Raw genomic sequence first — 26,882 nt, 5'->3', positions numbered from 1 at the left:
GCGGCAGTAGTTTGCCCAGCCTGTCTGAGTTCAGGACATCGAGGACACTGACGACCCATGCCCGTGACACCCGAACACTATCTGGCCGATGGCGTAGGGACTGCGGGTTCACACGGCCTCGGCCGCCGGGCGCGGCGCGCTGACGGTGAACTCCTCCTTGAAGATCAGCTGCGGCGACATGCGTCGGCGTTTGAGCGCCTTGACGGCGGCGACGACCATCGCCGGCGGTCCGCACAGGTACGCGCTGTGGCCGCGGCAACTCGCGAAGTCGTTCAGCACGGCATCGGTCACCATTCCCGTCGCTCCGTCCCAGGACTCCTCGCTGAGGACCGGGTGATAGTGGAAGCGGGAATCGGCCGCCGCGACCGCGCGGAAGTGCTCGACGTCGTAGAGATCCGCTTCTCGGCGACCGCCGTGGTAAAGGTGAATTTCCGGGAGCAGGTTACCGTCCAGCGCATGCCGGACAATGGATTTGAGTGGGGCGAGCCCGGTTCCTCCGCCGATCAGGATGGCCGGCTCCTCCCGGGGTTCGGTGACACCGAATTGGCCGAGCGGTCCACGCAGATCGATTCGATCACCCACACCGAGTGTGTCGAAGATCCAGCCTTCGGTGGCAAGGCCGCCCTCCGTGTTCCGGACGTGGAACTCGAGCATCCGCCCCTCGGACGGCGGATTCGCCATCGAATACTGCCGCGCGACGCCGGATTCCGGCACCATCAGCTCCGCATATTGGCCGGCGTCGAATTCCATCGGCTCGTCCAGTTCGACGACGAGCCTGCGAGTCTGGCGGGCGATGTCCGACAGTTCCCGCACGGTGCCCGCGTAGTCGCGGAGGGCGTGCATCGGCCGGCTCGGGCCGGCGTCGTTCACGGGGGCGATGGTCAGGTCTCCGTGGGGTTGCGACTGGCAGGCCAGTGCGAGCCCGGACGAACGCTCGTCGGCGGTGAGGACGGCCTCGTCGGCGGCGCCGTGGTCGACCGCACCGCAGAGAACCCGGATCTTGCACGTACCGCACGTCCCTTGCGAACAGGCATGCGGGAGCCAGCGATTCGCGCGCAGCGCGGCTTCCAGAACCGAGGTGCCGGCAGCGACGGGGAACGCCCCGTCGTGCCCGGACACGGTGACCATGCGGTCCATCGGTCACACCTCCCAGGTGACGTGCAGGCCCTGCGGCCCGCGGAACGTCCATCCCCAGAACTGCGGGGCGCGGTCGGGATCGGGTTCGATGTTCGGGATCGTCTCGAACAGTTCCTCGAGAGCGATCCGCACGATCGCGGTCCCGAGATATGTTCCGGCGCACGCATGGTTTCCCGCACCGAATGCCAGGTGCGGCATGATCGGCCGGTCGACCTCGTAGGCCTCCGCGTTCTCCCAGACGGACTCGTCGCGGTTGGCCGAGCCGTATGCGAGCATCACCGGTGTTCCCGCGGGCAGGTCGACACCGCCGACCGTGACCTCGTGGTTGGCGACCTTCACCGCGGCACTCCAGATCGGGGCCACCCAGCGCGCGCCCTCGTTGACGGCACGCGGAATGAGTGAGGGGTCGTCGACGACGCGTTCGAGCTGGTCGGGGTGCTCGAAGAGTCCGGCCAGCGTGGTCGTCATGACGTGCCCGGGCTCCTGGAGGGCGCCGAGCAGGAACACGTAGATGTTCGGGTAGATCTCGGACCGGTCGCGGACCGTTCCGTCGGGCATCCCGTCGTGCAACCAGTGCGAGATCAGGGTGTGGTCGGGATGGTCGGACCAGTGGTCGAGCATCGGGTCGACGGCGGCGACGATCTCGGCCTTGACCCGGTCACCGGCCTCGAACGGAGCGGGGTTGGCAAAGTGCCCGTCCTCGTCGACTTCCGCGTTCCCGTACGACTGCGCCAGCGTCTGGAACCAGCGCACCAGCGTCTCCGAAGCAATCTCGGTGAGTCCCATCAGGTCACCGACCGACCGCACGCTGATCGGTGCGAAGTAGGCCTCCTGGATGTCGACGGCACCCAGCTGCTCGATCTCCTCGAGTAGCTTGCGCGCCTGCAGCCGGACCAGCGCCTCGACGTAGGAGTCCACCGCGCTGGGACGCAACTGCGGGTCGATCCATTCGCGAATCTTCCTGTGCTGTTCACCATTGGAGGCGAGTACGGTACCTTCACCGAAGGTTCGTCCACCCGAGGGTGCGATCACCGTGGACCACGTGTCGGAGTCCTGCGCGATCTGCAGGCAGAGGTCGCGTGAGGCCACCACGTGCATCCCGACGGCGGGAACGAACGCAACCGGTGATTCACGCCGGAGCCGGTCGTAGATCGGGTTCGGATCGCGGTCGAGTTCCTCCATGGTGATCGATTCGATCCACGTGGTGCTGGTGGTCATGGCGTTGTCTCCTCTGAGGTGATGCGCGAGATTCGAAGTGGGCGCGGAGGGGAGCCTTTCGGGGCTCGTCCACGCCGGGAGTGCCTGTGATCTGGAACACTAGGAGGCGGAGGTGTGATCGAACATGACCGAGAGTGCACAGAAGGATGACTCCGCCTGCACCGAGAACGCCACTGCGATGGTGCTGAACACCCGCGAGCTGGAGTCGACCGAAAGCCGCATTCGCTGGGCGGACACCCTCGAAACCACATACTGCGAAATGGACGTCGACTGGCCCGACCGGCACGCGCGATTCGCCGCGGAATTGACGGTGCGGCCATTCGGGGAGCTGACCGTGAGTGTGGTGCACGCCGATCCGCACACGGTGGTACGCACGCCGGAGATGATCCGGTCGGACCCCAACGACGACTACCTGCTGTGCCTGATCACGCGGGGAACGGCAACGCTGCAGCAGCATTCGCGGACCGCAGTCCTCGAGGAGGGGGCATTCGGCATCCTCGACTCTGCGGTCCCGTTCGTCGTGGACGGAACAACCGAATTCGAGCAGGTCGTGCTGCGCGCGCCCCGTCAACTGCTGATCTCCCGGCTGTCCGTCGAGGCCATGGACGAGGTCACCGGCCTGGGCATTTCCGGGCAGTACGGGATGAGCGGTCTCGTGTCACGCTTTCTCGTCGACATCGCGACCACCGACGCCCGGTTGTCGGTGGGGTCGTCGGCATCGGTCGCCGCGTCCGCCGTCGATCTGCTCACGTCCGCCCTCACGGAGCAGGCGCCACCCCTGACCGCGACGAAGCGGATCCACACCGACGACCTGCGGACGGTGCAGCAGACGATGGCGCGGTACCTGCACGACTCCGATCACTCGACGGCGGAGATCGGTGTCGAACTGGGAATGTCGGTGCGCTACATCCACAAACTGTTCAGCCTCGCCGGCACCACTCCCCGCACGTGGCTGTACCAAGTGCGCCTCGATCGCGCGCGGGGGCAACTCCTGGACACCGACTCGACCGTCGCGGAGATCAGCGATCGCGTCGGTTTCCGCGACGTCTCACATTTCAGCCGCGCGTTCCGCAAGCGGTTCGGCGCCAGCCCCGCGCATTTCCGTGAGCAGCATGCCGATCCGAGTACAGACCGTTAGGTTTTGTTCGGGCTACCCGGTGTGCTCGCGTCCGAAGATCTGACGCGCCAGCACCCACCGCTGGATCTCGTTGGCCCCTTCGTAGATCTCGCCGATCTTGCTGTCGCGGTAGATGGCCTCCACCGGACCCTCCGTGTCGTCGGCGCCGAGCGACCGGACGAATCCCATTCCGCCGAAGGCCTGCACGGCATCTCGCGCGATCCGCGCCGCCAGATCGGTACCTCGCAGTTTCGCCATCGCCGCCTCGGGTTCCGGGAATCGCTCGCCGGCATCGAGGCGTAGCGCCGCCTTGAGGTAGAGGCTGCGGGCCGCCTCCAGGTCGGCCGCGTAGTCGGCCATCACGAACTGCCAGTGCTGCTTCGAGGCCAGCGAACCGCCGAACGCGTGCCGCGACTTCAGATGGGCCACAGTCCGATCGAATGCGGCCTGCGCCATGCCGACCCCAGCGGCACCGATCCCGATCCGGCCGTACGTGAGGGTCTGCAATGCGATGCGCAGGCCGCCCCCGACCCGCCCGAGCACCGACTCCGGTCCGAGTCGGACGTCGTCGAGGTGAACGTCAGCGGTGATCTGCCCGCGGTTGCCGAGTTTGCGATCGGGGGTGCCGATCGTGACTCCTGCCGCATTGGTGGGCACGATGAAGGTCGTGAGGCTGTCCCCGGTGCGGGCGAGTACCACCACGACACCGGCGACGACGGAATTGGTGATCCACCGCTTCCGGCCGCGCAGCATCCAGCCGTCACCGTCCGGGACGGCCTCGGTGGACACGGCGTCGGGAGACAGGTCGCTCGAGGCGCCCGGTTCGCTGGTCGCGAAGGCGCCCACCATCTCGCCGGCGACGATCGGCCGCAGCCAGCACCGCCGTTGCTCGTCGGTGCCCTGGTCGAGCGCGGTGCCGGCCAGGATGCAGTGCACGTCGTAGATGGCGGCGACGCTGTTCGAGTAGTACGCCAGTTCTTCCACGGCCACCGCGGTGGCCGTGGCGGGGTGGGTCAGGCCCACCCCGCCGACGTCGGGGCGGAACGGGATCCGGAACAGCCCCTCCGCAGACATGGCCTCGAACGCGTCCCGTGGGAAGCCGTCGAGCCGCTCGTCACCCCCGGCGATACGGTGCGCCACGGGCGCGACGGCGCGGGTGGCGAACTCGCGTACGCGCCTTCGGAGCGCACGAACCTCGTTCGGTGACAACAGGTCGTGATACAACTCGTCTGCCATCCGGTCGGGGGTCTGCGACGAATGCGCCGGCTCCGCGACGAGGGTGACGGGACTGTGCGGGGTCATCGGATCTCCTGGGGCGATGAGGTGGATACCTTCCCTGTGTAGCGCGGGTCGTGCCCTCGTCTCGCCTCCTGATCGCAATGCCCGACTCGTCAGGTGCCGACGTCGGCAGACGTTCCGGATACCCGGATATTCGCCGCCTCCCGCTCGGCGAGCGTGACGTCGCCGGCCGCGAAGTGCGTCTTCGGTGTCTCCCGCAGGATCACCCGCACGTTCGCCACGGGTGTTCCCACCGCACGGTGGGCGGCGTGGGTGAGTTCGGAGATGAGCCGGCGCAATTCGTCGGGAGTGCGCCCCTCGGCGAGGGTGACCTCGATGATCGGCATCAGTGACCTCCCGCCAGGGTGATCGTGCCCAGGTTCGTGAAGTGGGCCGCGATCCGGGCACCCGGATCCACCGGCACCGCGTCGGTCATCCCGCCCGTGAGCACCACCCAGCCGGCCTCGATCGCGTGCCCGCGTTCGGCGAGCGTGTTGGCGGCGAATGCCAGTGCTTCGGCGGGATGTCCGTGTACCGCAGCGCCGGTCGCGGAATCGACGATTTCGCCGTCCACCTCGAGCAGGCAGGCCTCCAGCGCGAGGTCGAGGTCCTCGGGCCGCCGGGTGATCGGCCCGGTGACGTAGCGGCCGGACGAGTTGTTGTCGGCGACGGCGTCCATCATCGAGAACTGGTAGCCCGAGAACCGGCTGTCGATGATCTCGATCGCGCCGACGACGTGGTCCACGGCGGCCAGCGCGGTCGCCGCGCTCACTCCCGGACCCGCGAGGCGGCGTCCCATGACGAACGCGATCTCCGGTTCGGCCCGCGCGTGGATCAACCGGTCCCGGGGCACCGCCTCACCGATGGGGAGGATCATCCGGTCGGTCAGCCACGCGGTAGACGGGGAGTCCACGCCCACCTGCCGTTGCTTCGCCTTCGACGTGACCCCGAGTTTTACTCCGGTGACCTTCTCGCCGCGCGCCACCCGGATCCCGAGGGCGAGGTCCTGGGCGGCGTACGCCGTCGCGAGGTCGAGGCCGTCCCATTCCGCCGTGATCGACGTCTGGGCCGTGGCCGAGTCCTCCGCCCGCAACAGCCGCTCGGCGACGAGGGCCGCGCTCCACGTGTCGGTGCCCATCACTGTTCCTCCTTCATACCGAGCACGGCCGTCACACTGCCGAGCCCGCTGATCTGCGCGACGATCGAATCGCCCGGGTTCACCGAAAATGCCTTGGTCATCGAGCCGGGGAGCACCACATGGCCGGGTTCGAGCGTCACGCCCATCGGTCCCACGGTGTTCGCCAGCCACACCAGTGCGTTGAGCGGCGAACCGAGGACGGCGCCACCCGCGCCGGTGGCCACGAGTTCCCCACCGATGTGCAGTGTGCAACCCGCGAGCCGCAGGTCCACCTCGTTCAGCGCGACCGGGCGGCTGCCCAGGATCACTCCGCCCGACGACGCGTTGTCGGCGATGGTGTCGAAGATGCCGATCCTCCAGTCCCGGATCCGGGAGTCGACGATCTCGAGCGCGGGCAGCACGAAGTCGACGGCGCGAACCGCCTCGGCCACGGTGACCCCAGGTCCGGACAGCGGCCTGCCGAGCACGAACGCCACCTCAGGTTCGATCCGCGGTTGCAGGAACCGGTCCGAGGGGATGGGCTGGTGCTCGAGGTGGAACATGCTCGCGGTGAGGTGCCCGAAGTCGGGTTGGTTCACGCCCAACTGCCGTTGGATGGCCCGCGACGCGAGGCCCACCTTGTGGCCCTTGACGATGTCGCCGCCCAGGGTCCACGCCTCGACCTGCAGTTGCTGGATGCGGTAGGCGAGTTCGATCGACGCGTCAGGTTGTTCCGGCGTGAGCGGGTCGATCGGCTCGCCCGTCCGGTACACCTCCAGTAACCGGTCGGCGGCCTTGCGTGCGTCGGTATCCATGGCACCTCTGTTTCGGATCGGACGGTCTGTTGTACAGGTCGGGACGGTCAGGAGGCCAGCGCGCGGCGGCCCGGTTCGGAAACGTCCCGGGTCGTGGTCGGCACGGCATGGTTGGTGTTCGCGACCGCGTGGGAGACGTCGCGGGCCGCCGCCATGACGGCGCGGGTGAACTCGGCGCGCCGGGGCACGAAACGGCTGACCGGGACACTCATGCTCACCGCGGCCACCACCGAACCCATGTCGTCCCGGACCGGCGCGGCCACGCAGTGGACCTCCGACACCGCTTCACCGAGGTCGTAGGCGTGCCCGGACGACCGTGCCACCGACACCGCGTCGATCAACGCCCCCGCATTGGTGATCGTGGACGGCGTGTGTCTGCGCAACTGGCGACCGGCCAGGTAGCGACGCAGTTCGTTCTCCTCGAGGCTCGCCAGCAGAACTTTGCCCACCGCTGTGCAGTGCGCTTCGAGGCGGGCGCCGACGCGCGCACCCTGCACGGTGATGTTGTGCGTGCCGACCACCTTGTCGACGTACAGCACATGCCACCGCTCCATCACCGCGAGGTGGCTGGTCTCGCCGAACCGCTCGACCAGGCTTTCGATGATCGGCGCCGCGCAGGACCGCACGTCGACGGTGCCTCGTAGGGTCTCGCCGAGTTCGATGACCCGCCAGCCGATCCGATAGCGGCCCCGGGTGCGGCACTGCAGCAGTCCGGTGTCGACCAGACTCGACAGCAGCGCGTGCGCACTCGATCGGGGAACATCGATGGCAGCCGCGACCTCGGAGACCCCCCATTCCGGTTGCGCTGCGGTGAACAGGTCCAACACCGGCCCGATCTTCTGGACCGTCTGCAGTGTCGCCACGGTGTCCGTCCTTCCATCCCACGGCTCACGGGAAGCGCGCGTGCGCACCTCGTCGAGCGTCTGTGATCTGAAACACTAGGAAGGACGAGGCCGCCGGACCATGACCACCAGCGCATGAATGGATGACTGCACGCGCACCACCGCGACAGGGCGAAGAGGCTCCGCGATCAGAAGTCGTAGTCGACGACGACCGGGGCGTGGTCGCTCATCCGGAGGTCGGCCGCCTGCTCGCGGTCGGTGCCGGCGGTGATCGCCGTCCGGGCCAGGTGGGGCGTCGCGAGGTGGTAGTCGATGCGCCACCCGGTGTCGTTCGCGAACGACTGCCCCAGCCACGACCACCACGAGTACGGGCCGTCGATGCCCGGATGGTGTTGCCGGACGACGTCGACGAGGGTGCGCGGCGACAGAATGGAGTCGAACCACTCACGCTCCTCCGGCAGGTAACCCTCGACCTGATTGCTGCGCCGCCAGTTCCGGACGTCGTGACGGGTGTGCGCGATGTTGAGGTCGCCCATCAGCAGGAGTTCCCTGCCCTGAGCGCGTGCCGTGCGGCGCGAGCGGGTCAGCTGTCGCGCGAACGCGGACAGGAAACGCATCTTGCGGTCGTAGCGGGCGCCGCCGTCGGGCGCCTCCCGCATGCGCCCGGGCTTCTGCAGGTGCGCCGGAAGCCCGCCTTTCGGCAGGTACATGGACGCGATGGTGATGGGTGCGTCGGCGAGATCGACCTCGACGTAGCGGCCCTGGTTCGCGAACTCTCCCAGTCCCCGCGCCAACGGCTGCGGATCAAGTTCGATTCTTTCGGTGTGTAATTCACCCGGCTCCCGCAGCAGTGCGGTACCGCTCCACGTCCGAACCGCGACGGGCGCGTGCCGAGTGAGGAGCGCGACACCGTTGCGGCCCGCGACGTCCCCCTCGTCGTATGCGAGGTGATAGTCGCCGAACACGCCGGGTGGGATCGCGGCGGCACGAGCCCGCACCTCCTGCAGCGCGACCACGTCGGGTTCGCGGTGTCCCAGCCACTCCTCGATCCCACGCCGCTGCGCCGCGCGGATCCCATTGACGTTGAAGGTCGCAATCCGCACCCGTCACAGTGTAGGGATCCCACCCGACGCCCGGCATGCACACCCGCTTCCCTCAATGCGTCAGGCGCACATCCGACGCGTCCCCAGGTCTCCTCGGAGGTTCGTCGGGGTGGGTGTGTTCACGCAAACTGCCGGCGGAGTTCCCGTTTGAGGATCTTGCCGGCGGCGGACGTCGGGAACGAGTCGACGATGGCAAGGCTGCGCGGCACCTTGTACCCGGCGATCTCCTTCTTGCTGTGCTCGCGCAGTTCCTCGAGGGTCAGCGTGGCGCCGGGGACCAGGCTGACGACGGCGTGCACCCGTTCGCCCCACTGGTCGTCGGGTACCGCGATCACGGCGCACTGGGTCACGGCCGGATGTTTCGCGACGACGTTCTCGACCTCGATGGAATACACGTTCTCGCCGCCGGAGATGATCATGTCCTTGATGCGGTCCGCGACGAAGACGTAGCCGTCGCGATCCATGTAGCCGCCGTCGCCGGTGTGCATCCATCCGCCGCGCAATGCCTCCGCGGTCTCGGCGGGCTTGTTCCAGTAGCCGAGCATGACGTGGTCGCCGCTGACGACGATCTCACCGACCGTCCCGCGGGGAACCTCGTTTCCGTCGAGGTCGACGATCTGGACCAGTGCATGCGGTGCCGCCCGTCCCGCTGAGCGGCGGCGAACCGGGTGATCGTGATCGCGGTCCTGGAGAAGTGTTGCCACGGGCGAGAGTTCGGTCATGCCGTAGGCCTGCACGAACGACGCGGACGGGAAGGCGGTGCGGGCCCGGGCCAGGAGCGCCTCGGAGATCGGTGAGGCGCCGTACAGAATGTTCTGCAGGCTCGAGGTGTCGAAGTCGGCACGCCGCGGGTGGTCGGCGAGCATCTGAATCATCGTCGGGACCAGCAGGCTGTCCGTGACCCGGTGTTCGACGATCGCGGTGAGGGCGGCGATCGGCTCGAAGGACGGGATGATCACGTGGGTGCCGCCGAGCAACAGGTGCGCGATCATCGAGGCGAGGTCGGCGAGGTGGAACATGGGGGCGGCGTGGAGGACTCGGCCCTCCGCGGTCCAGGTGCCGGTCGCCGCACACGCGGTGGCCGACGTCAGCAGGTTCCGGTGGCTGAGCATGACGCCCTTCGGGAAGCCCGTCGTTCCGCCGGTGTAGAAGATGCCGGCGAGGGCGTCGCCGCGGCGGTGCGCGTCCGGAATGCCCGCGGTGCCGGCTATCAACGCCTCGTACGACAGCATCCCGGCCGGGGTGTCGCCGTCGCCGCAGTGCACGATCACCCCCAGTCCGGGACACGCTTCGCGCAGGTCACCGGCGAGAGGTGCGAACGCGTCGTCGAGGAGAAGGTGCCGCACACCCGACTCGTCGAGTGAGTACGCGATCTCCTTGACGCTCCACCGCGTGTTGACGGGCACGGTCACCGCGTCGGCCCACGCCGTCGCGAGGATGGTCTCGAGGTAGCGGTCGGAGTTCAGTGCCAGGATCGCGACCCGGTCGTCGGTGTCGACACCGTTCTCGCGCAGGGCGCCGGCCAGCCGGCTCACCCGGTCGAGGGTCTGAGTGTGGGTCGCGGTGCGGGTTCCGCAGACGGTGGCCACCTCGTCGGGGCGCTGCTGGGCGTTGCGGTGCAGCGATTGGGTGAGATACATGGTGAAGTCCTTCGGTGAGCGACGGGGGAACGTCAGAGCGCCCGGGCGATGAGGTCTTTCATGATTTCGTTGGATCCACCGTAGATCTTCTGCACGCGGGCGTCGGCGTACATGCGGGCGATGGGGTATTCGCGCATGTACCCGTAGCCGCCGAAGAGCTGCACGCAACGGTCGATCACCTGGCACTGCTGTTCGGTCAGCCACCACTTCGCCATCGCCGCGGTCGTGGTGTCGAGGTTGCCGGCCAGATGCCGCTCGATGCACGAGTCGATGAACACCCGGGACGCGTGTGCCACCGTCTCGCATTCCGCGAGAACGAACTTGGTGTTCTGGAAGTCGAAGATCGTCTGACCGAACGCGCCCCGGGACTTGGTGTAGGACACGGTCTCCGCGACGGCGGCCTCCATCGTCGCGACCGCGGTGACACCGATGAGCAGCCGCTCCTGCGCCAGCTGGGTCATCAACTGGCCGAACCCGCGCCCCTCCTCGCCGCCGAGCACATTCGCGACGGGCACCTGGACGTCGTCGAACGACAGCTCGGACGTGTCCGCGCCGTGCTGACCGACCTTGTCGAGAATCCGTCCCCGGGCGAAGCCGGGGCAGTCGGCGGTCTCGACCACGATCAGCGAGACCCCCTTCGCACCAGCGGCGGGATCGGTCTTGGCGACCACCACGATCAGGTCCGCCTGGGATCCGTTGGAGATGAACGTCTTCGCGCCGTTGATCACATAGTTGTCGCCGTCGCGGACGGCGGTGGTCTTGATGTTCTTCAGGTCCGAGCCGGCACCGGGCTCGGTCATGGCCACCGCGGCGATCGTGCGCCCGGTCGCCATGCCCGGGAGCCAGCGGCGGCGTTGCTCCGCGGTGCCGTAGGCCAAGAGGTAATGCGCGACGATCCCGCTGTGCACGGTGATGCCGAAACCGGTGTCGAGGGCACGGGCCTGCGCTTCGACGACGGCGAGGTCGTGCGCGAAGGTCCCTCCGCCACCGCCGTATTCCTCCGGGATCGAGCAGCACAGCAGCCCGACGTCACCCGCCTTGGTCCACACGTCCCGGTCGACGTAGTGCTGCTGTTCCCATTTCTCGCGGTGCGGCGTGAGTTCTCGGGCGAAGAACTTGCCGGCGAGTTCGCCCAGTGCGGTGGTTTCGTCGTCGCGCCAGGACGAGGTATAGGTGGTGGAGGGCATTCGTGTCGTCCTATCCTTCGTATCCGCCGCCGGTGACCATGATCTGGCCGCTGACGTAATCGGCTTCGGGGTAGGTCAGCATCACGACGGAACCGGCGGCCTCGTCGGGGGTACCCGGGCGGCCGAGCGGAATCATCGCCTTCATCGCGGTGAGCAGATGCGGGTTCACGCCCACCTTGATCTCCCGGCCCTCGATGTCGATGGTCGCGTCACCGTCGGCGGCGACCTCGGTGAGCCGGGTCTCGATGAATCCGAACGCGACCGCGTTGACGTTTACGTTGTACCGGCCCCACTCCTTGGCCAGGGTGCGGGTCATGCCGATGATGCCGGACTTGGCCGACGAGTAGTTGACCTGACCGGCGTTGCCGTAGAGACCGGCGATGGAGGAGATGTTGACGACCTTGCGGTGCACCGGGGTACCGGCTTCCATCTCCGCCTTGGCCGCCTTGCTGATCACCGGTTGTGCGGCCCGCAGAATCCGGAACGGCGCCTTGAGGTGGACGTCGAGGATGGCGTCCCACTGGTCGTCGCCCATCTTCTGGATGACCGTGTCCCAGGTGTAGCCGGCGTTGTTGATGACGATGTCGAGTCCGCCGAATTCTCCGGTGGCGGTGCCGACGAAGCGCTCCCCGAAGTCGGGGGCGGTGACGTTGCCCGCGCAGATGGCGGCGTTGCCACCCGCAGCGGTGATCTCGTCGACGACGGCCTGTGCGGGCGCGGTGTCGAGGTCGTTGACGACGACGTTGGCGCCTTCACGCGCGAGGGTGAGAGCGATGGAGCGTCCGATGCCGCGTCCGGATCCGCTGACGATTGCGGTCTTGCCTTCGAGCTTTCCCATGATGATTCGGTATTCCTTTTCGACAGTGATGGTTTCGGTGGTCAGTCGAGCGCGACGACGGCGGCGCCGAGAAGGGTGACGGTGCCGTCGGGGAGCGCGACCTTCAGATCGAGGGTGGCGCGGCGTTCGCCGCCGACGTCGTCGATCGCGGCGACGGTGGCGGTGCACGTGGGCTGTCCGTGCACGGGGGTGATGGCGGCGAACCGTACCTGGTAGGAGCGAAGTTGCTGCTGCGGAACGAGATCGGTGAGCAGCCGGCCGAGGTAGGCCATCGACAGCATGCCGTGCGAGAAGACGTCGTCGAGCCCGGCGCTGCGGGCCACGTCGAGGTCGATGTGGATCGGGTTGTGATCCCCCGAGGCGCCGGCGAACAGGGCGAGCGTGGTGCGCGAGATCGGGTCGATGCGCAGCGGCGCCGCCTCGGTGCCGACCGCGGGTGCGAAGGTGGTCATGACGCGTCCTTTCCGGGCCGGTTCTGCACGACCGTGGCGCTGCGCATCACGGCGACGCGGGCGCCGTCCTGGTTGGTGACGGTGGTTTCCTTGACGATGAATTCGAGAAGCCCGCCCTTCTTCTCGTAGATGTCGGTGATCCGGCTCGACGCCGTCAGTTCGTCACCGGCATAGGCTATCTGGTGGTAGTCGAACTGCTGCTCACCGTGCAGGACGGTGCGCAGGTCCACACCCAGGTCCTCGAGGAACGCGAACGGGTTCGGCGCCTCGAGTTCTATGCCGAACACGAACGTCGGTGGCACCGGCAGGTCGCGGTGACCGGCCTGCTTCGCGGCGTCGGCGTCGAGGTACACCGGGTCCGCCTGGCCGGTGGCCTTCGCGAAGTTCTGCAGCCGGCTGCGGGTGACCAGCAGCGACACCGGGGCGAACTCGCGCCCGATGACGGAACGGTCCAGACTCATCGGACGTCCACCTTCTGGTACATGGTGACCACGCAGGCCCCGCCGAGGCCCAGGTTGTGCTGCAACGCGACCTCGGCGCCCTCGACCTGCCGCGCTCCGGCCCGGCCACGCAGCTGCCACACCAGTTCCGCGCACTGGGCGAGTCCCGTCGCTCCGAGCGGATGCCCTTTGGACAGCAGTCCGCCCGAGGGGTTGGTGACCACCCGGCCGCCGTACGTGTTGTCGCCGTCGCGGATGAACTTCTCCGCCGTGCCGGCCGGGGTCAGTCCGAGGGACTCGTAGGTGAGGAACTCGTTGGTCGTGAAGCAGTCGTGCAGTTCGACGACGCGGATGTCCTCCGGGCCGATGCCGGCCGCCTCGTACACGTTGTTCGCCGCCGCGACGGCCATGTCGTAACCGATGACCTTGCGCATGTCCTTCGACTCGAACGTGCTGGAGGTGTCGGTGGTCAGGCTCTGCGCACGGATCACGACGTCCGCGGCGAGGCCGTGCTTGCGGGCGAACTCGGGGCTGCACACCACCGCCGCGGCCGCACCGCACGTGGGCGGGCAGCACTGCAACCGGGTCAGTGGCCCGTAGATCTTCGGGGATGCAAGGACCTCCTCGACGGTGACGAGGTCGCGGAACACCGCGTTGGGGTTGTTCGCGGCGTGCTTGCGTGCCTTCACCGAGATCTCCGCGAAGATCGCGGGGTCGATGCCGAACTCGTCCACGTACGCCTGACCGCCGCCGCCGAAGAACTGCGCGGCCATCGGCGACTGCGGGTCGACGCCCTGCAGTTCGTCGCGGGCCGCCTCGAGGCGCACCATCGGTCCCGGGCGATCGGAGAACACCGAGCCCAGGGCGCCCGGCACCATCTGTTCGAAGCCGAGGGCGAGCGCGCAGTCGACGGTTCCGCTCGCCACGGCCTGGCGGGCGAGCCACAGCGCCGAGGACCCCGTCGAGCAGTTGTTGTTGACGTTCACGATCGGGATTCCGGTCTGTTCCAAGCCGTAGAGCGCCGCCTGACCCGAGGTTGAATCGCCGTACACATAGCCGACGAAGGCCTGCTGCACGGTGGCGTAGTCGACGCCCGCGTCGGTGAGGGCCGCTCGGGCAGCCGACTCGCCCATCTCGTAATAACTGGCGCTTTTACCCGGCTTGGTGAAGGGAACCATTCCCACGCCGGCTACATGGACATCGGTGGTCATTGCCGTCCTCTCGAAGTGAAGTGATGTGAGACACCTTAACCAGTATTCACTTCTTTGGGAAGGGGTTGCTTCGACCTCTGCCTTGCATGCTGCTTTTCAGTCCGACCGGCCCCGCCCCGCGGGCGGAGACCGTACCGTCAGAGATGGTTTCGGATCGTGCCCCTTGTCGACGTATGGAATCCGTAGGAGAAAGTCGTGTTTGTCCCGTTCAGCGTCACCGATTTCCTCGACCGCGCCGCCACTGTGTACGGCGACCGGATCGGTGTGATCGACGAACCCGATCAGCCCGCACCGAGCCAGGGCTCGCTGACCTACGCCGAGATCGCCGACCTCGCCCGCCGGCAGGCCGCCGAACTCGACGAACTCGGCATCGGAGTCGGCGAGAGGGTCGCGATCGTCAGCCACAACTCGAGCCGGCTGCTGACCTCCTTCTACGGGGTCAGTGGCTGGGGCCGGGTACTGGTCCCGATCAACTTCCGGCTGAGCCCCGCCGAGGTCCGCTACATCATCGAGGACTCCGGCGCCCGCGTCCTCTACGTCGACCCCGAACTCGCGGACGCCCTGAACGAGGTCGAGTGCGAGCACAAGTTCGTCCTGGGCTCGGACACGGATCTCTACGCCGCCCCCGACGCGGAGCCGCGGCAGTGGGAGCCGGACGAATCCGCCACCGCCACCCTCAATTACACCTCCGGGACCACCGCCCGTCCGAAGGGTGTGGAGATCACCCACCGCAACATCTGGGTCAACGCGGTCACCTTCGGTCTGCACGCCACCATCAGTGACCGGGACGTGTACCTGCACACGCTGCCGATGTTCCATTGCAACGGGTGGGGCCAGCCGTTCGCGATGACCGGCGTCGGCGCCCAGCACGTCGTCCTGCGCAAGATCGACGGCGCGGAGATCCTGCGGCGGGTCCGTGATCACGGGGTCACATTGATGTGCGCCGCCCCGGCGGTCGCGGCCGCGGTCCTCGACGCCGCGCAGACCTGGGAGGGCGACATCCCCGGCCGGGACCGGGTGCGCATCATCATGGCCGGGGCGCCACCCCCGACGAAGATCGTCGCCCGCGTCGAGGAGGAACTCGGCTGGGAATTCATCCAGATCTACGGTCTCACCGAAACGTCCCCACTGCTGACCGTCAACCGCACCCGGGCGGAGTGGGACGACCTCGACCCCGAAGCCCGGGCGGCGAAACTGACCCGGGCCGGCACCCCGGCACTCGGCGTTCGGCTGACGATCGAGGACACCGAGGACGGCGCCGGCGAGGTGCTGGCCCGGTCCAACGTCGTGATGGACGGCTACTGGGGCAAACCCGAGGAAACCGAGAAGGCGCTGGTCGGTGGCTGGTTCCACACCGGCGACGGTGGGGTCGTCGGCGATGACGGCTACCTGACCATCGCCGACCGAAAGAAGGATGTGATCATCACCGGCGGCGAGAACGTTTCCTCGATCGAGGTCGAGGACTGCCTGTTCTCCCACCCGGCCGTCGCCGAGGTGGCTGTGATCGCGGTGCCCAGCGAGAAGTGGGGCGAGACGATCAAGGCCCTGGTCGTGCTGCACCCGGACGTCGAACCCGACAGCGCCACCGAGGCGGACCTGATCGGCTGGTGCAAACAGCACCTGGCCGGCTTCAAGGCGCCGACGTCGGTCGAGTTCCGCCCGGAGTTGGCCCGCACCGCCACCGGCAAGTTGCAGAAGTTCAAATTGCGCGCCCCCTACTGGGACGGGCAAGCGCGTCAGGTCAACTGACCTCCCGAACCAGGTCAGTCGGCGAACAGCACCGCCGTGGCCATCGCCGCGAGATCGTCCGGAAGAGCGGCGTCGGCCTGCAGGTGCTCGATGCGGGCGACGGTGTTCACCACCCCCAGAGCGGTGTGCACCAGAATGCGCGCCGGCACCTCGTCGAGTTCCGGCCGCGCGCTCCGCAGGAGGGCGGTCCACTCCGCGACGTACTCTCGCTGCCTGGCGCGCGTCACGTCGGACAGTGTCGCCTGTTCCGTCTGGAGCAGCGAGGTCAAAATGGTTCTGTCCAAAGCCAACTGGACGTAACCGTGCGTCAAGTCCGCGAGAGCACGCGCGGGATCGTCGTTGGCGCGCAGCACCGAATGCAGCAGCAGCCACAACGCACTGGTGCCGCGCTCGATCGCCGCTTCCAGGAGGTCCGCCTTGCCGGCGAAGTAGCTGTACAGATTCGGACCGGTCACTCCCGCGGCCGTCCCGATGTCGTCGAGACCGGTGGCGTCGTAGCCTCTTTCGCTGAACAGTCTGATGGCGTGCCCGAGTAGTGCCTCCCGTTTCGACACCGGTGCGAGGGGCGAAGGGCGTCGCGCCGCCTGCTCTCGCGGTGGTCCGAGATCGGTCGCGCACAGCGCCACACACGCTCCGGTGAGCAGCGCGGCGAACTCCGGTCGGGCGATCTTCGACGAATGCGTGCTCGTACTCGCGAGAATCGATTGCACCCCCCAGGCGAGCTGCTCGGCGGCGGCTGCCGACAACGCGGGACGTTCGATCCGGATCAGGTCTGCGAAGCGCCCGTTGATCCGGCGCAACCGTTCACGCAGCTCCTCCCACATGTCCTCCGGCAGATTCCGGCCCTCGCGCCACCACAGGGCACCGACATCCCGGCGAGTGACCACCAGCTCGCACGTTTCCGCCAACGTCGACGCGAGCGACTTGTCCGGATCGAAAGTGGGCGTGACCTCGTCGAAGCTGGCGCCGATCACCGCGTCGAGGAGCACCGCCTTGTTCGAGAAGTGCCGGTAGAGGGCGCTGGCGGTGATGCCGACCTCGTCGGCGATCTGCGCCATCGACACATTGCGGTACCCCTGCGCGACGATCAGCGTCCGTGCCGCTTCCAGGATCTGGTCTTTGCGATCCTTCGGTCGACGCCGGACGGTTGTCTTCGGGCCGGTCATGAGCACCTCTCGCCAACTAAGTGAACGTCGACTAAGAGGATAGACGCCCGCCCTGACGGCGTGCGGCGCGCGCGGACGCACGTCGACATCAACCTCGGCTATCACCGACTCGATCAGGGGACGCTGACGAAGTTGGTGAAGCCGCCATGTCGGGCGGGGAGGTCGGCGAGGGCTTCGTTGATCTTCTCGAGCGGGAAGCTGTGGTGTTCGAAGACCGAGAGGTCGAGGACTCCCGCGCCCGCGAGGTCGGCCATGTCCTGCGCTTCGGCGGTGGAGAACCAGAGGCTGCCGAGGACGCTGATCTGGCTGCACATCAGTGAGAACATATCGAGCGGTGGGCGTTCCATCATGCCGCCGATGTCGACGGCGACGCCGCCGCGGCGGAGAGTGGTGATGGCGTCGAGGAAGGATTCGGCGGGGGCGCCGGGGCCGAGGGAGTCGATGACGATGTCGACGCCTTCGCAGTTGTTGTGTTCGTGGACCCAGCTGCGCAGGTCGCCTCTGCCGGCGGGGAGGACGTGGATCCGGTCGGGGGCGATGGATCGGACGTCTTCGAGGAGGTCGGCGTTGCGGCCGGTGCCGAAGATGCGGGTGGCACCGAGGGCGAGTGCGCTCAGGCAGGTCCCCAGTCCCAGGGTGCCGGAGATGCCGTCGATCAGCACGGTCGTGCCGGGGCCGGCGCCGGCCTTGCGCAGCGCGGAGTAGCCGGTGCCGAGGTAGCCGAATCGGGCACCTTCCTCGAAGGTGACGGAGTCGGGCAGTTTCACCAGGTTGCGTTGTGGGGCGGTGAGGTATTCGCTGAGTCCGCCGTAGGGGTAGGCGTCGAAGATCTGTTGGCCGTCGGCGCCGAAGGAGAAGTAGCCCATGAAGGTGTAGCGGTCACAGTTCTGATCCTGACCTTGTCGGCAGGCGCGGCAACCGCCGCAGGAGATGCCGGGGTTGACGTAGACCCGGTCGCCGACGGCGGCGTCGGTGACGTGGCTGCCGACAGCGGCGACGACACCGGCGGAGTCGAGGCCGAAGACGGCGGGAAGCTTGGGCAGCGGCAGGTAGGGGAACCATTCGCTGTAGGTGGCCAGGACGTTGCTCAGGTTCGGCACGACGTTGCAGGCTTTGACCTGCACCAGTACATCGGTCGGCCGCGGCTCGGGTATGGGCAATTGCTCGATCTGCATCGGCTGGTTGATCTCGTGGAGGCGGGCGACACGCATGGTGGATTTCATGAACGAAAGCTCCTGTGATTTCTGCGTTGGATGGGGTTTACGGGCACGGCTGCGGACTGGTGCGGTTGCCGGGGTGTCCGCACCAGTGCTCGGTTGGGTGTGATCAGGCGGGGGTGCCGGTGACCGCGTTGTTCAGGGCGGTGCGGACCTCGTCGACGGTGGTGATTTCGGCCAGCAGCCCGAGTGAGTCGATACTCGCCCGGTGCGCTTCGGGGGTGGCGGCCGAGCAGGCGTCCTCGACGATCACCACGCGGTAGCCGAGATCGCTTGCGACCCGGGCAGTTCCCTCAACGGAGGCATTGGTGGCCACACCGGCGAACAGGAGTGTGGTGATGCCCTTGCCGCGCAGGATGGTGTCGAGGTCGGTTCCGGCGAAGGCGCCGATCCGCTGGTGGGTGAGCACGATGTCGCCCTCGTGTGGGGCGAGGGGCTCGACGATCTCGGCGAGTTCGCTGCCCTCTTTGAGGCAGCCGGATTGGGCGACGATGCCCAGCAGCGGTGAGTTGACGTCGAGGTCGGAGAAGTCCGGTTTCCAGGCGACCCGGGTGTAGACCACGGTGCCGCGGGCGTTGCGGACCGCGCCGAGGACGGCGGCGATCTGGTCGATGACGTTTCGATCGGTCACCTGTTTGTAGAAGAAGTCCGCGAAGGCGCCGGTGGGTCCGACGACGTCGCCCTGGCAGTGAACGGCCACGGCAGCGGTGGTGCGGGGGTCGAGTTCCATGATGAAGCTCCTGGCTGTGAAGGGGTTGGACAGGAAGACCTGCAGGATGTCGACGCCGGCCTCGCGCATCAGCGCCGCCTTTTTTCGCAGCTGTGCGGGAGGTAGTGCGGCTGGTCAGGGGCCTTGTTGGTGGCGCCGTCTTCCCAGGTCTCACCGTTGCCGAGTTGGTAGAACCAGGACAGCGAGACGAGTTTGACCGAGCCCGGCACCCGGCCGACGTCGGCGACCGCGCTTCACCATCGCGACCTGGTCGATCTTGGCGCAGGTGCCGATACAGAATTCCATCTTCTTCTCCTTGCATTGACCCGCTGTGTGGTTCGACTCCATGAATGAGGGCGAATCGGGACGCATGATCGGGTCCCGGGGCGTGAGCCTTACGCGCCGGGACCAATGCCGTTGATACAGAACGGCATTGAGGCTCGTAGCATGGATAATGCGCGCTTCGCATCTCAAATTGGAATTCTAGCGTTCCAGATGACCTTAGCTGACAGTGACGCGGGCCACAAGTACTAGAATGCAAGTTACTGCGGTGAGTGCCGCAGGCGAGGGGGACACCATGATCAGCGCGTCCGACGAAAGCGTGTACATATGAGCACCGCCAGTACCGATCCGCAGGCGGCCGCCCTTCTCTCGAATGTGCGGACCTCGGGCGCGCGGCTCTCGGCCGCCATGTACGACATTCTCAAGACTCGGCTGATCGAGGGACGCTACGCGGCTGGGGAGAAGATCGTCGTCGAGTCGATTCGTCAGGAGTTCGGGGTCAGCAAGCAGCCCGTCATGGACGCCCTGCGCCGACTCTCCAGCGACAAACTCGTCTACATCTTCCCTCAGAGCGGATGTGAGGTCGTCTCCTACACCCAGCGTGAGGTCGAGGACTTCTTCACCCTGTTCGGGGGCTTCGAGGGCACGATCGCAGCGGTCGCGGCCGCCCGGCGGACCGATGCTCAGCTCATTGAACTGGACCTGATCTCGGCCCGGGTGGATGCGCTGCTCACCTCCGGTGACCCCGAGGTGCGCGCCCACGGATACCGCATCCACAACCGCGAATTCCACGCCGCCATCCACACCATGGCGCATTCGCGGATCATGGCCGAGACCAGTCAGCGAATGTGGGACATGTCCGACTTTCTGATCAACACCACCGGGATCACCAACCCGCTGTCGAGCGCGTTGCCTGAACGCCAGGACGATCACCACGCGATCACCGAGGCGATTCGGAATCGGGACGAGGCGGCGGCCCGCCAGGCCATGGAACGGCACATCGTGGGGACCATCGCGGTCATCCGCGACGAAGCCGGCGACGTGGCCGGCTGAGGCCGAACGCCGCGGCCCGCCCTCGCAACCACGCGTTGCCCGGGCGGGCTTTTTTTCATGCCCACTGCCGGGTGAAATGCCCATCACCGGCGACCCGCGCCTTGTGTCGGTGAGTACCAAGGGCTGCATCGTCTCCTCCGGAGAGACTTGCGTCACCTTCAACGGCGGCGTAGGTTCCCTTCTAGACGTCTAGCATTCCAGTTGCGAATGTTTCTCTCACTTCCCTCAGAGAAAGGAGCGGCCATGACGACCGCTTCGCGCAGGTTGATCCCCGCGGCGCCGACATGCTTCCGCGCGCGGATCGGAGAATCCCGACCATGAGCAACCCACCCGCTTCCTCGACGAAGCCCGCAGCAGTTTCACCGCTACGGGTGGCGATGGCCAGCTTCATCGGCACCACTGTCGAGTACTACGACTTCTTCATCTACGGCACCGCCGCTGCACTGGTGTTCCCCGAACTGTTCTTCCCCGACGCATCTCCGGCGATCGGAATCCTGCTGTCCTTCGCGACCTTCGGCGTCGGGTTCCTCGCACGCCCGCTCGGCGGTGTCGTCTTCGGTCACTTCGGAGACCGGGTCGGCCGCAAGCGGATGCTGGTGATCTCCCTCGTCGGAATGGGCTCGGCGACGGTGCTGATGGGGTTGCTGCCCGGCTATGCCCAGATCGGGATCGCCGCCCCGATCCTGCTGACCCTGCTGCGCCTGGTGCAGGGCTTCGTGGTCGGCGGCGAGTGGGGCGGGGCCACGCTGATGGCCGTCGAGCACGCCCCGACCGCGAAGAAGGGCTTCTTCGGATCCTTCTCCCAGATGGGAGCCCCGGCCGGGACCAGCGTCGCGACCCTGGCGTTCTTCGCGGTCTCCCAATTGCCCGACGAACAATTCCTCAGCTGGGGCTGGCGACTGCCGTTCTTGTTCAGTGCAGTCTTGATCGTGATCGGGCTGTTCATCCGACTGTCCCTGACTGAGAGCCCCGACTTCGCCGAGGTGAAGGCGCAGAGCGCGGTGGTGCGGATGCCGATCGCCGAGGCATTCCGCAAGCACTGGAAGGAAATCCTCCTCATCGCGGGGACCTATCTGTCCCAGGGAGTGTTCGCCTACATCTGCATGGCCTACCTCGTCTCCTACGGCACCACCGTCGCGGGGATCAGCCGCACCTTCGCGCTCGCCGGGGTGTTCGTCGCGGGCATCGTCGCCGTCATCCTCTATCCCGTATTCGGTTCCCTCTCCGACACATTCGGCCGTAAGACGATGTATCTGCTCGGGGCCGTGGCCATGGGGGTGGTGATCGGTCCGGCATTCGCGCTGATCAACACCGGCAACCCCTGGCTGTTCATGGCCGCTCAGGTACTGGTCTTCGGGATCGCGATGGCGCCCGCCGCCGGAGTCACCGGGTCGTTGTTCACGATGGTCTTCGACGCCGACGTGCGCTACAGCGGAGTCTCGATCGGCTACACACTGTCGCAGGTCGTGGGCTCGGCGTTCGCCCCGACGATCGCCACCGCCCTGTATGCCTCCACCAAGTCCAGCACCTCGATCGTGACCTACCTGCTGATCGTCTCGGCCATCTCGATCGTCTCGGTGATCCTGCTGCCCGGCGGATGGGGCCGCGCAGGCGCCGCCCACCAACTCGTTCGCGACCAGGCGGCCTCCACCTCGAACACGGCTGACGCCGAGACGTTTTCGACTCCGACAGTCCTCGATGCGGACAGCGCAGAGCCCCTGCACGTCCTCGACAAGTGAAGTGATGACAGACATGAATGAACACGACCCCACCTCCTACGACACCGACGTCGTGATCGTCGGACTCGGACCCGCCGGTGGCACAGCGGCGCTCGCCCTCGCCACGTACGGCCTGCGCGTCCACGCCGTCTCGATGTTCCCCTGGGTGGCGAATTCACCGCGCGCGCACATCACCAACCAGCGCGCCGTCGAAGTGCTCCGCGACCTGGGAGTCGAAGACGAGGCCCGCAAGTACGCGACGCCGTGGGACCAGATGGGTGACACCCTGTTCACCACGAGTCTGGCCGGCGAGGAAATCGTCCGGATGCAGACCTGGGGAACCGGCGACAACCGGCACGGGGACTACCTGTCCGGCAGCCCGTGCACGATGCTCGACATCCCCCAGCCGCTGATGGAACCGGTGCTGATCAAGAACGCCGCCGAACGCGGCGCGATCATCAGCTTCAACACCGAATACCTCGACCACACCCAGGACGAGGACGGGGTGACCGTGCGGTTCCGCGACGTCCGCTCCGGCACCGAATTCACCCAGCGTGCCCGATTCCTCCTCGGCTTCGACGGCGCTCGCTCCAAGATCGCCGAGGAGATCGGACTCGCGTTCGAAGGTGAACTCGCCCGCGCCGGTACCGCCTACGTTCTCTTCAACGCGGACCTGAGCAAGTACGTCGCGCACCGGCCGAGCATCCTGCACTGGATCGTCAACTCCAAGGCCGGGTTCGGTGAGATCGGGATGGGCCTGCTGCGGGCGATCAAGCCGTGGGACCAGTGGATCGCCGGCTGGGGCTTCGACATGGCGAAGGGCCGGCCCGACGTCTCCGACGACGTTGTCCTCGAACAGATCCGGACCCTCGTCGGCGACCCGGACCTGGACGTCGAGATCGTCTCGCGCTCCTTCTGGTACGTCAACCAGCAGTACGCCGAGCACTACCAGTCCGGTCGCGTGTTCTGCGGCGGCGACGCCGTGCACCGGCACCCCCCGAGCAGCGGCCTGGGATCGAACACCTCCGTCCAGGACGCGTTCAACCTGGCGTGGAAGATCGCATTCGTCGTCAAGGGATACGCCGGAGACGGCCTGCTCGAGTCCTATTCCTCCGAGCGAGTCCCGGTCGGCAAACAGATCGTCGCCCGCGCCAACCAGTCCCGCAAGGACTACGCCGGGCTGCGCGAATGGTTCGCCCCCGGCAGCGACGACCCGGTCGCGGCCGGACTGGCGAAGCTGAAGGAACCCACGCCCGAGGGCGTCGCCCGGCGCGAGCGACTGTACGAGGCGCTGGAGGTCAAGAACACCGAGTTCAACGCCCACGGCGTCGAACTCAACCAGCGCTACACCTCCTCCGCGGTCGTCCCCGACCTCGAGGCGGGCGACGAACAGTGGACCCGAGACCGGCAGCTGTACCTGCAGGCCACCACCCGGCCCGGCGCGAAGCTGCCGCACGCGTGGCTTGTCGGCGCCGACGGCACCCGCGTCTCCACCCTCGATGTCACCGGCAAGGGCATGATGACCCTGCTCACCGGACTCGGCGGCCAGGCGTGGAAGCGCGCCGCCGCCAAACTCGACGTCCCCTTCCTGCGGACCGTGGTCGTCGGCGAACCCGGCACCATCGACCCCTACGGCTACTGGCGGCAGATCCGCGACATCGACGAGGCCGGTGCCCTTCTCATCCGTCCCGACGGCTACATCGCCTGGCGGCACAGCGCCCCCGTCTGGGACGACAGCGAAGCGCTCGCGAGCCTCGAGGACGCACTCACCGCAATCCTCGACCGCTCGGCGGACTCCGGCGAGCCGACCCCGGCGGCCACCGATGAGCCGCAATACAACACCCACGCGGTGCCGATCACCGTCCCGCACACCACCCCCGCGGACGCCGAACCCGCCTCCGCCACCACCACAGTCGAGGGAGAGAACCGATGACCCGCCCGTACACCAGCGTCTGGAACGACCTGAACCAGGTCGAGTTCAGCCAGGGCTTCATCCAGGCCGGCCCATACCGGACCCGGTACCTGCACGCCGGCGACACCTCCAAGCCGACCCTTATCCTGCTGCACGGCATCACCGGCCACGCCGAAGCGTACGTCCGCAACCTGGCCGTACACGCGGAGCACTTCAACGTCTGGGCGATCGACTTCATCGGCCACGGCTACTCCACCAAACCCGACCACCCCCTCGAGATCACCCACTACATCGACCACGTCCTGCAGTTCATGGACGCGATCGGCGTGGCGAAGGCCTCGTTCTCCGGCGAATCGCTCGGCGGCTGGGTCACCGCCCAGTTCGCGCACGATCACCCGGAGAAGGTCGACCGGATCGTCCTCAACACCATGGGCGGCACCATGGCCAACCCGAAGGTGATGGAACGCCTCTACACCCTGTCCATGGAGGCGGCGGAGGACCCCAGCTGGGAACGGGTCAAGGCCCGGCTCGAGTGGTTGATGGCCGACCCGGCCATGGTCACCGACGACCTGATCCGCACCCGGCAGGCGATCTTCCAGCAGCCGGACTGGCTCGAGGCCTGCGAGATGAACATGGCCCTGCAGGACCCGGAAACCCGCAGGCGCAACATGATCACCGACGCCACGCTTCAAGGAATCACGGTGCCCGCATTGGTGCTGTGGACCACCAAAGACCCCTCCGGGCCGGTGGACGAGGCCAAGCGGATCGCCTCCCATATCCCCGGCGCGAAGCTCGCGATCATGGAGAACTGCGGGCACTGGCCCCAATACGAGGACGCCGACACTTTCAACACGCTGCACCTGGACTTCCTCCTCGGCCGCAGCTGACCCAGACCCCGGGTCGGTGCCCGCCCCCGGAACCCGGCAGGCACCGACCCGGATTCCGCGTCTCGACACACTCACCACCCCAGTCCCTTTCCCGACGCCACGGCGCGATCGAGGACTGAAGACAGCTCGAGGAGAGCCACCGATGCCCGTAGCGCTGTGCGCGATGTCGCACTCCCCCCTGATGGGACGAAACGACCCCGCCCAAAACGTGATCGACGACGTCGATGCCGCATTCGACAACGCGCGCACCTTCATCGCCGACTTCGACCCAGAGCTAATAGTCATCTTCGCCCCGGATCACTACAACGGGGTCCATTACGATCTGATGCCCCCGTTCTGCATCGGCGCGGCCGCACAATCGGTCGGCGACTACGGCACCGAAGCCGGCCCGCTCGACGTCGACCGCGACGCCGCCTATGCGGTCACCCGGGAAGTCCTCGCCAGCGGTGTCGACGTCGCATTCTCCGAACGCATGCACGTCGACCACGGCTTCGCGCAGGCCCTGCAACTGCTGGTCGGCTCGATCACCGCGGTCCCGACCGTGCCCATCTTCATCAATTCCGTCGCCGAACCCCTCGGTCCCGTCAGCCGCGTCCGACTGCTCGGCGAAGCCGTCGGCCGGGCCGCAGCGAAGCTCGACAAACGGGTTTTGTTCGTCGGCTCCGGCGGGCTCTCCCACGATCCGCCGGTACCGCAGTTCGCCACCGCACCTTCGGAGGTGAAGGAAAAGCTCATCGACGGCCGCAACCCCACCGCAGAGGAACGCGACGCACGCGAACAGCGGGTCATCACCGCCGGGCGTGACTTCGCCGCCGGGGTGGCCACGATTCAGCCGTTGAACCCGGAATGGGATCAGCGCCTGCTCGACGTGCTCGCTTCCGGCCACCTCGAGCAGATCGATTCCTGGACCAACGACTGGTTCGTCGAACAGGCCGGGCATTCCTCCCACGAAGTGCGCACCTGGATCGCCGCGTACGCGGCCCTCAGCGCAGCCGGCGACTACCGCGTCAGCTCGACCTTTTACCGCGAAATCCCCGAATGGATAGCCGGATTCGGAATTACCACCGCTGCTTCGTTGCCTCGCGGATCTCGGGAAGTGCGCAAACGATGAATTTCCGAGCCTCCGCGAGTCATACCTGACACACGATGTGCCGACTGGAGGAGTGAACCGTGGGAGATGTCTGGTCGATGGTGCATGCGGAGCGTGCCGCGCTGATCGAAGCCCTCGGCGGTGTCGACGCCGAGCGGTGGGAGGAGCAGTCGCTCTGCGGTGAGTGGACCGTGCACGACGTGGTCGCTCACCTGATCGACTCGGCGCGGACGACCCGCCTCGGGTTCGTCGTCGACCTCGCCCGGGCACGGTTCGACTTCGACCGCTTGAACGCCCGCGGCGTGGCGCGTGAGCGGGGTGCCTCACCGCAGGAGACGCTGGAACGGCTCCGGCGGGTGGTGTCGCGGACGTCGACTCCGCCGGCGCCCCTCGACAGCCGGCTCGTCGAAGAGGTCGTCCACGGTGAGGATATTCGTCGGCCGTTGGGACTCACCCGCGCCTACCCGCAGGAGGCCGTCGTCCGATCGCTGCGTCTACAGGTCCGCACCCCGGCGTCCTTCGGCGGCGCGAAGGAACTCGCGGCCGGTGTCCGACTGACGGCAGTGGACGCCGAAATGTCGATCGGCGACGGTCCGGAGGTGCGCGGCAGCGCCCTGTCGCTGCTGCTGTCACTCTCCGGTCGGCGGGTCGCGCTCGACGACCTCGACGGACCGGGAGTCGCCGCGCTGGCGGCGACCTGACGC

General features: G+C 67.2%; 26 protein-coding genes. 8 read left to right on the top strand and 18 right to left on the bottom strand.

Annotated features, from left to right (window positions below; genetic code table 11):
- Positions 1 to 108: 108 nt before the first annotated feature.
- Together ACFTWF_RS33070 and ACFTWF_RS33065 are read right to left on the bottom strand one after the other, a co-directional pair.
- Positions 109 to 1,137, bottom strand: a complete 1,029-nt coding sequence (locus ACFTWF_RS33070; protein ID WP_378465308.1) for an NADH:ubiquinone reductase (Na(+)-transporting) subunit F — start codon at positions 1,135 to 1,137, stop codon at positions 109 to 111.
- Positions 1,138 to 1,140: 3 nt separating this feature from the next.
- Complete coding sequence (locus tag ACFTWF_RS33065; RefSeq protein WP_378465307.1) at positions 1,141 to 2,355, bottom strand: cytochrome P450; 1,215 nt, start codon at positions 2,353 to 2,355, stop codon at positions 1,141 to 1,143.
- Between the two features lie 124 nt (positions 2,356 to 2,479).
- On the opposite strand from ACFTWF_RS33065, the gene ACFTWF_RS33060 reads away from it, so the two are divergent.
- Positions 2,480 to 3,493, top strand: a complete 1,014-nt coding sequence (locus ACFTWF_RS33060; protein WP_378465306.1) for an AraC family transcriptional regulator — start codon at positions 2,480 to 2,482, stop codon at positions 3,491 to 3,493.
- A gap of 12 nt (positions 3,494 to 3,505) precedes the next feature.
- On the opposite strand, the gene ACFTWF_RS33055 is transcribed toward ACFTWF_RS33060, so the two are convergent.
- The 12 genes from ACFTWF_RS33055 to ACFTWF_RS33000 all read right to left on the bottom strand — a co-directional run bounded on the left by ACFTWF_RS33055 (position 3,506) and on the right by ACFTWF_RS33000 (position 14,395).
- Positions 3,506 to 4,774, bottom strand: coding sequence for an acyl-CoA dehydrogenase family protein (locus tag ACFTWF_RS33055; protein WP_378465305.1), 1,269 nt, complete (start codon positions 4,772 to 4,774; stop codon positions 3,506 to 3,508).
- Positions 4,775 to 4,863: 89 nt separating this feature from the next.
- Entirely contained in the window at positions 4,864 to 5,097 is a 234-nt protein-coding gene (locus ACFTWF_RS33050; protein ID WP_378465304.1) for a 4-oxalocrotonate tautomerase family protein, read from the bottom strand.
- Complete coding sequence (locus tag ACFTWF_RS33045; protein WP_378465303.1) at positions 5,097 to 5,888, bottom strand: 2-keto-4-pentenoate hydratase; 792 nt, start codon at positions 5,886 to 5,888, stop codon at positions 5,097 to 5,099. Before ACFTWF_RS33045 ends, ACFTWF_RS33050 begins: the two co-directional genes overlap by 1 nt.
- Complete coding sequence (locus ACFTWF_RS33040) at positions 5,888 to 6,682, bottom strand: 2-keto-4-pentenoate hydratase (RefSeq protein WP_378465302.1); 795 nt, start codon at positions 6,680 to 6,682, stop codon at positions 5,888 to 5,890. Before ACFTWF_RS33040 ends, ACFTWF_RS33045 begins: the two co-directional genes overlap by 1 nt.
- Before the next feature lie 47 nt (positions 6,683 to 6,729).
- On the bottom strand, positions 6,730 to 7,545 hold the full coding sequence (locus tag ACFTWF_RS33035) for an IclR family transcriptional regulator (protein WP_378465301.1): 816 nt from the start codon (positions 7,543 to 7,545) through the stop codon (positions 6,730 to 6,732).
- 167 nt (positions 7,546 to 7,712) lie between these two features.
- Positions 7,713 to 8,627: an exodeoxyribonuclease III gene (locus ACFTWF_RS33030; RefSeq protein ID WP_378465300.1), complete on the bottom strand. Its 915-nt coding sequence runs from the start codon at positions 8,625 to 8,627 to the stop codon at positions 7,713 to 7,715.
- Between the two features lie 119 nt (positions 8,628 to 8,746).
- On the bottom strand, positions 8,747 to 10,267 hold the full coding sequence (locus ACFTWF_RS33025; RefSeq protein ID WP_378465299.1) for a long-chain-fatty-acid--CoA ligase: 1,521 nt from the start codon (positions 10,265 to 10,267) through the stop codon (positions 8,747 to 8,749).
- Between the two features lie 32 nt (positions 10,268 to 10,299).
- On the bottom strand, positions 10,300 to 11,454 hold the full coding sequence (locus ACFTWF_RS33020) for an acyl-CoA dehydrogenase family protein (protein ID WP_378465298.1): 1,155 nt from the start codon (positions 11,452 to 11,454) through the stop codon (positions 10,300 to 10,302).
- Between the two features lie 10 nt (positions 11,455 to 11,464).
- Positions 11,465 to 12,292 carry an SDR family NAD(P)-dependent oxidoreductase gene (locus ACFTWF_RS33015; RefSeq protein ID WP_378465297.1) on the bottom strand — a complete coding sequence of 276 codons (828 nt, stop codon included), beginning with the start codon at positions 12,290 to 12,292 and terminating at the stop codon, positions 11,465 to 11,467.
- A gap of 41 nt (positions 12,293 to 12,333) precedes the next feature.
- Positions 12,334 to 12,744 carry a MaoC/PaaZ C-terminal domain-containing protein gene (locus ACFTWF_RS33010; protein ID WP_378465296.1) on the bottom strand — a complete coding sequence of 137 codons (411 nt, stop codon included), beginning with the start codon at positions 12,742 to 12,744 and terminating at the stop codon, positions 12,334 to 12,336.
- Positions 12,741 to 13,205 carry a MaoC family dehydratase N-terminal domain-containing protein gene (locus ACFTWF_RS33005; protein WP_378465295.1) on the bottom strand — a complete coding sequence of 155 codons (465 nt, stop codon included), beginning with the start codon at positions 13,203 to 13,205 and terminating at the stop codon, positions 12,741 to 12,743. The genes ACFTWF_RS33010 and ACFTWF_RS33005 overlap by 4 nt, the downstream gene beginning before the upstream one ends.
- Positions 13,202 to 14,395 (bottom strand): lipid-transfer protein, encoded by a 1,194-nt coding sequence (locus ACFTWF_RS33000; protein ID WP_378465294.1) that lies wholly within the window; start codon positions 14,393 to 14,395, stop codon positions 13,202 to 13,204. The genes ACFTWF_RS33005 and ACFTWF_RS33000 overlap by 4 nt, the downstream gene beginning before the upstream one ends.
- A gap of 195 nt (positions 14,396 to 14,590) precedes the next feature.
- Between ACFTWF_RS33000 and ACFTWF_RS32995 the strand changes: the two genes are divergently transcribed.
- Positions 14,591 to 16,144 (top strand): AMP-binding protein, encoded by a 1,554-nt coding sequence (locus ACFTWF_RS32995; protein WP_378465293.1) that lies wholly within the window; start codon positions 14,591 to 14,593, stop codon positions 16,142 to 16,144.
- Between the two features lie 14 nt (positions 16,145 to 16,158).
- On the opposite strand, the gene ACFTWF_RS32990 is transcribed toward ACFTWF_RS32995, so the two are convergent.
- From ACFTWF_RS32990 to ACFTWF_RS32975, 4 genes are all read right to left on the bottom strand, one after another.
- Positions 16,159 to 17,310: a TetR/AcrR family transcriptional regulator gene (locus tag ACFTWF_RS32990; RefSeq protein WP_378465292.1), complete on the bottom strand. Its 1,152-nt coding sequence runs from the start codon at positions 17,308 to 17,310 to the stop codon at positions 16,159 to 16,161.
- Positions 17,311 to 17,423: 113 nt separating this feature from the next.
- Positions 17,424 to 18,533 carry an alcohol dehydrogenase catalytic domain-containing protein gene (locus ACFTWF_RS32985; RefSeq protein ID WP_378465291.1) on the bottom strand — a complete coding sequence of 370 codons (1,110 nt, stop codon included), beginning with the start codon at positions 18,531 to 18,533 and terminating at the stop codon, positions 17,424 to 17,426.
- Between the two features lie 103 nt (positions 18,534 to 18,636).
- Positions 18,637 to 19,257 carry a cysteine hydrolase family protein gene (locus ACFTWF_RS32980; RefSeq protein WP_378465394.1) on the bottom strand — a complete coding sequence of 207 codons (621 nt, stop codon included), beginning with the start codon at positions 19,255 to 19,257 and terminating at the stop codon, positions 18,637 to 18,639.
- Positions 19,258 to 19,325: 68 nt separating this feature from the next.
- Entirely contained in the window at positions 19,326 to 19,466 is a 141-nt protein-coding gene (locus ACFTWF_RS32975) for a hypothetical protein (RefSeq protein ID WP_378465290.1), read from the bottom strand.
- 379 nt (positions 19,467 to 19,845) lie between these two features.
- Between ACFTWF_RS32975 and ACFTWF_RS32970 the strand changes: the two genes are divergently transcribed.
- The 6 genes from ACFTWF_RS32970 to ACFTWF_RS32945 all read left to right on the top strand — a co-directional run bounded on the left by ACFTWF_RS32970 (position 19,846) and on the right by ACFTWF_RS32945 (position 26,879).
- Positions 19,846 to 20,571, top strand: a complete 726-nt coding sequence (locus tag ACFTWF_RS32970) for a GntR family transcriptional regulator (protein WP_378465289.1) — start codon at positions 19,846 to 19,848, stop codon at positions 20,569 to 20,571.
- 317 nt (positions 20,572 to 20,888) lie between these two features.
- Positions 20,889 to 22,310, top strand: a complete 1,422-nt coding sequence (locus tag ACFTWF_RS32965; RefSeq protein WP_378465288.1) for an MFS transporter — start codon at positions 20,889 to 20,891, stop codon at positions 22,308 to 22,310.
- A 4-nt stretch (positions 22,311 to 22,314) separates the two neighbouring features.
- Entirely contained in the window at positions 22,315 to 24,222 is a 1,908-nt protein-coding gene (locus ACFTWF_RS32960) for an FAD-dependent monooxygenase (RefSeq protein WP_378465287.1), read from the top strand.
- The gene (locus ACFTWF_RS32955) at positions 24,219 to 25,088 is read left to right on the top strand and encodes an alpha/beta fold hydrolase (protein ID WP_378465286.1); all 870 of its coding nucleotides are present in this window, start codon (positions 24,219 to 24,221) and stop codon (positions 25,086 to 25,088) included. Before ACFTWF_RS32960 ends, ACFTWF_RS32955 begins: the two co-directional genes overlap by 4 nt.
- A 142-nt stretch (positions 25,089 to 25,230) precedes the next feature.
- Complete coding sequence (locus ACFTWF_RS32950) at positions 25,231 to 26,199, top strand: 3-carboxyethylcatechol 2,3-dioxygenase (RefSeq protein WP_378465285.1); 969 nt, start codon at positions 25,231 to 25,233, stop codon at positions 26,197 to 26,199.
- A gap of 59 nt (positions 26,200 to 26,258) precedes the next feature.
- Complete coding sequence (locus ACFTWF_RS32945) at positions 26,259 to 26,879, top strand: maleylpyruvate isomerase family mycothiol-dependent enzyme (protein ID WP_378465284.1); 621 nt, start codon at positions 26,259 to 26,261, stop codon at positions 26,877 to 26,879.
- The last annotated feature ends 3 nt before the right edge of the window (positions 26,880 to 26,882 follow it).

The organism is Rhodococcus sp. NPDC056960, assembly GCF_042674125.1.
In the GTDB taxonomy this organism is placed as follows: Bacteria; Actinomycetota; Actinomycetes; order Mycobacteriales; family Mycobacteriaceae; genus Rhodococcus_F.
Note: the sequence above shows the minus strand (reverse complement) of the source record. Positions and strands in the feature narration are given on the sequence as shown.

Bases quoted from the DNA above. Each gene is read 5' to 3' on its own strand.
- ACFTWF_RS33070 (WP_378465308.1), bottom strand. From the start codon at position 1,137: ATGGACCGCATGGTCACCGTGTCCGGGCACGACGGGGCGTTCCCCGTC.
- ACFTWF_RS33065 (WP_378465307.1), bottom strand. From the start codon at position 2,355: ATGACCACCAGCACCACGTGGATCGAATCGATCACCATGGAGGAACTC.
- ACFTWF_RS33060 (WP_378465306.1), top strand. From the start codon at position 2,480: ATGACCGAGAGTGCACAGAAGGATGACTCCGCCTGCACCGAGAACGCC.
- ACFTWF_RS33055 (WP_378465305.1), bottom strand. From the start codon at position 4,774: ATGACCCCGCACAGTCCCGTCACCCTCGTCGCGGAGCCGGCGCATTCG.
- ACFTWF_RS33050 (WP_378465304.1), bottom strand. From the start codon at position 5,097: ATGCCGATCATCGAGGTCACCCTCGCCGAGGGGCGCACTCCCGACGAA.
- ACFTWF_RS33045 (WP_378465303.1), bottom strand. From the start codon at position 5,888: ATGGGCACCGACACGTGGAGCGCGGCCCTCGTCGCCGAGCGGCTGTTG.
- ACFTWF_RS33040 (WP_378465302.1), bottom strand. From the start codon at position 6,682: ATGGATACCGACGCACGCAAGGCCGCCGACCGGTTACTGGAGGTGTAC.
- ACFTWF_RS33025 (WP_378465299.1), bottom strand. From the start codon at position 10,267: ATGTATCTCACCCAATCGCTGCACCGCAACGCCCAGCAGCGCCCCGAC.
- ACFTWF_RS33020 (WP_378465298.1), bottom strand. From the start codon at position 11,454: ATGCCCTCCACCACCTATACCTCGTCCTGGCGCGACGACGAAACCACC.
- ACFTWF_RS33015 (WP_378465297.1), bottom strand. From the start codon at position 12,292: ATGGGAAAGCTCGAAGGCAAGACCGCAATCGTCAGCGGATCCGGACGC.
- ACFTWF_RS33010 (WP_378465296.1), bottom strand. From the start codon at position 12,744: ATGACCACCTTCGCACCCGCGGTCGGCACCGAGGCGGCGCCGCTGCGC.
- ACFTWF_RS33005 (WP_378465295.1), bottom strand. From the start codon at position 13,205: ATGAGTCTGGACCGTTCCGTCATCGGGCGCGAGTTCGCCCCGGTGTCG.
- ACFTWF_RS33000 (WP_378465294.1), bottom strand. From the start codon at position 14,395: ATGACCACCGATGTCCATGTAGCCGGCGTGGGAATGGTTCCCTTCACC.
- ACFTWF_RS32990 (WP_378465292.1), bottom strand. From the start codon at position 17,310: ATGACCGGCCCGAAGACAACCGTCCGGCGTCGACCGAAGGATCGCAAA.
- ACFTWF_RS32985 (WP_378465291.1), bottom strand. From the start codon at position 18,533: ATGAAATCCACCATGCGTGTCGCCCGCCTCCACGAGATCAACCAGCCG.
- ACFTWF_RS32980 (WP_378465394.1), bottom strand. From the start codon at position 19,257: ATGGAACTCGACCCCCGCACCACCGCTGCCGTGGCCGTTCACTGCCAG.
- ACFTWF_RS32970 (WP_378465289.1), top strand. From the start codon at position 19,846: ATGAGCACCGCCAGTACCGATCCGCAGGCGGCCGCCCTTCTCTCGAAT.
- ACFTWF_RS32965 (WP_378465288.1), top strand. From the start codon at position 20,889: ATGAGCAACCCACCCGCTTCCTCGACGAAGCCCGCAGCAGTTTCACCG.
- ACFTWF_RS32960 (WP_378465287.1), top strand. From the start codon at position 22,315: ATGACAGACATGAATGAACACGACCCCACCTCCTACGACACCGACGTC.
- ACFTWF_RS32955 (WP_378465286.1), top strand. From the start codon at position 24,219: ATGACCCGCCCGTACACCAGCGTCTGGAACGACCTGAACCAGGTCGAG.
- ACFTWF_RS32950 (WP_378465285.1), top strand. From the start codon at position 25,231: ATGCCCGTAGCGCTGTGCGCGATGTCGCACTCCCCCCTGATGGGACGA.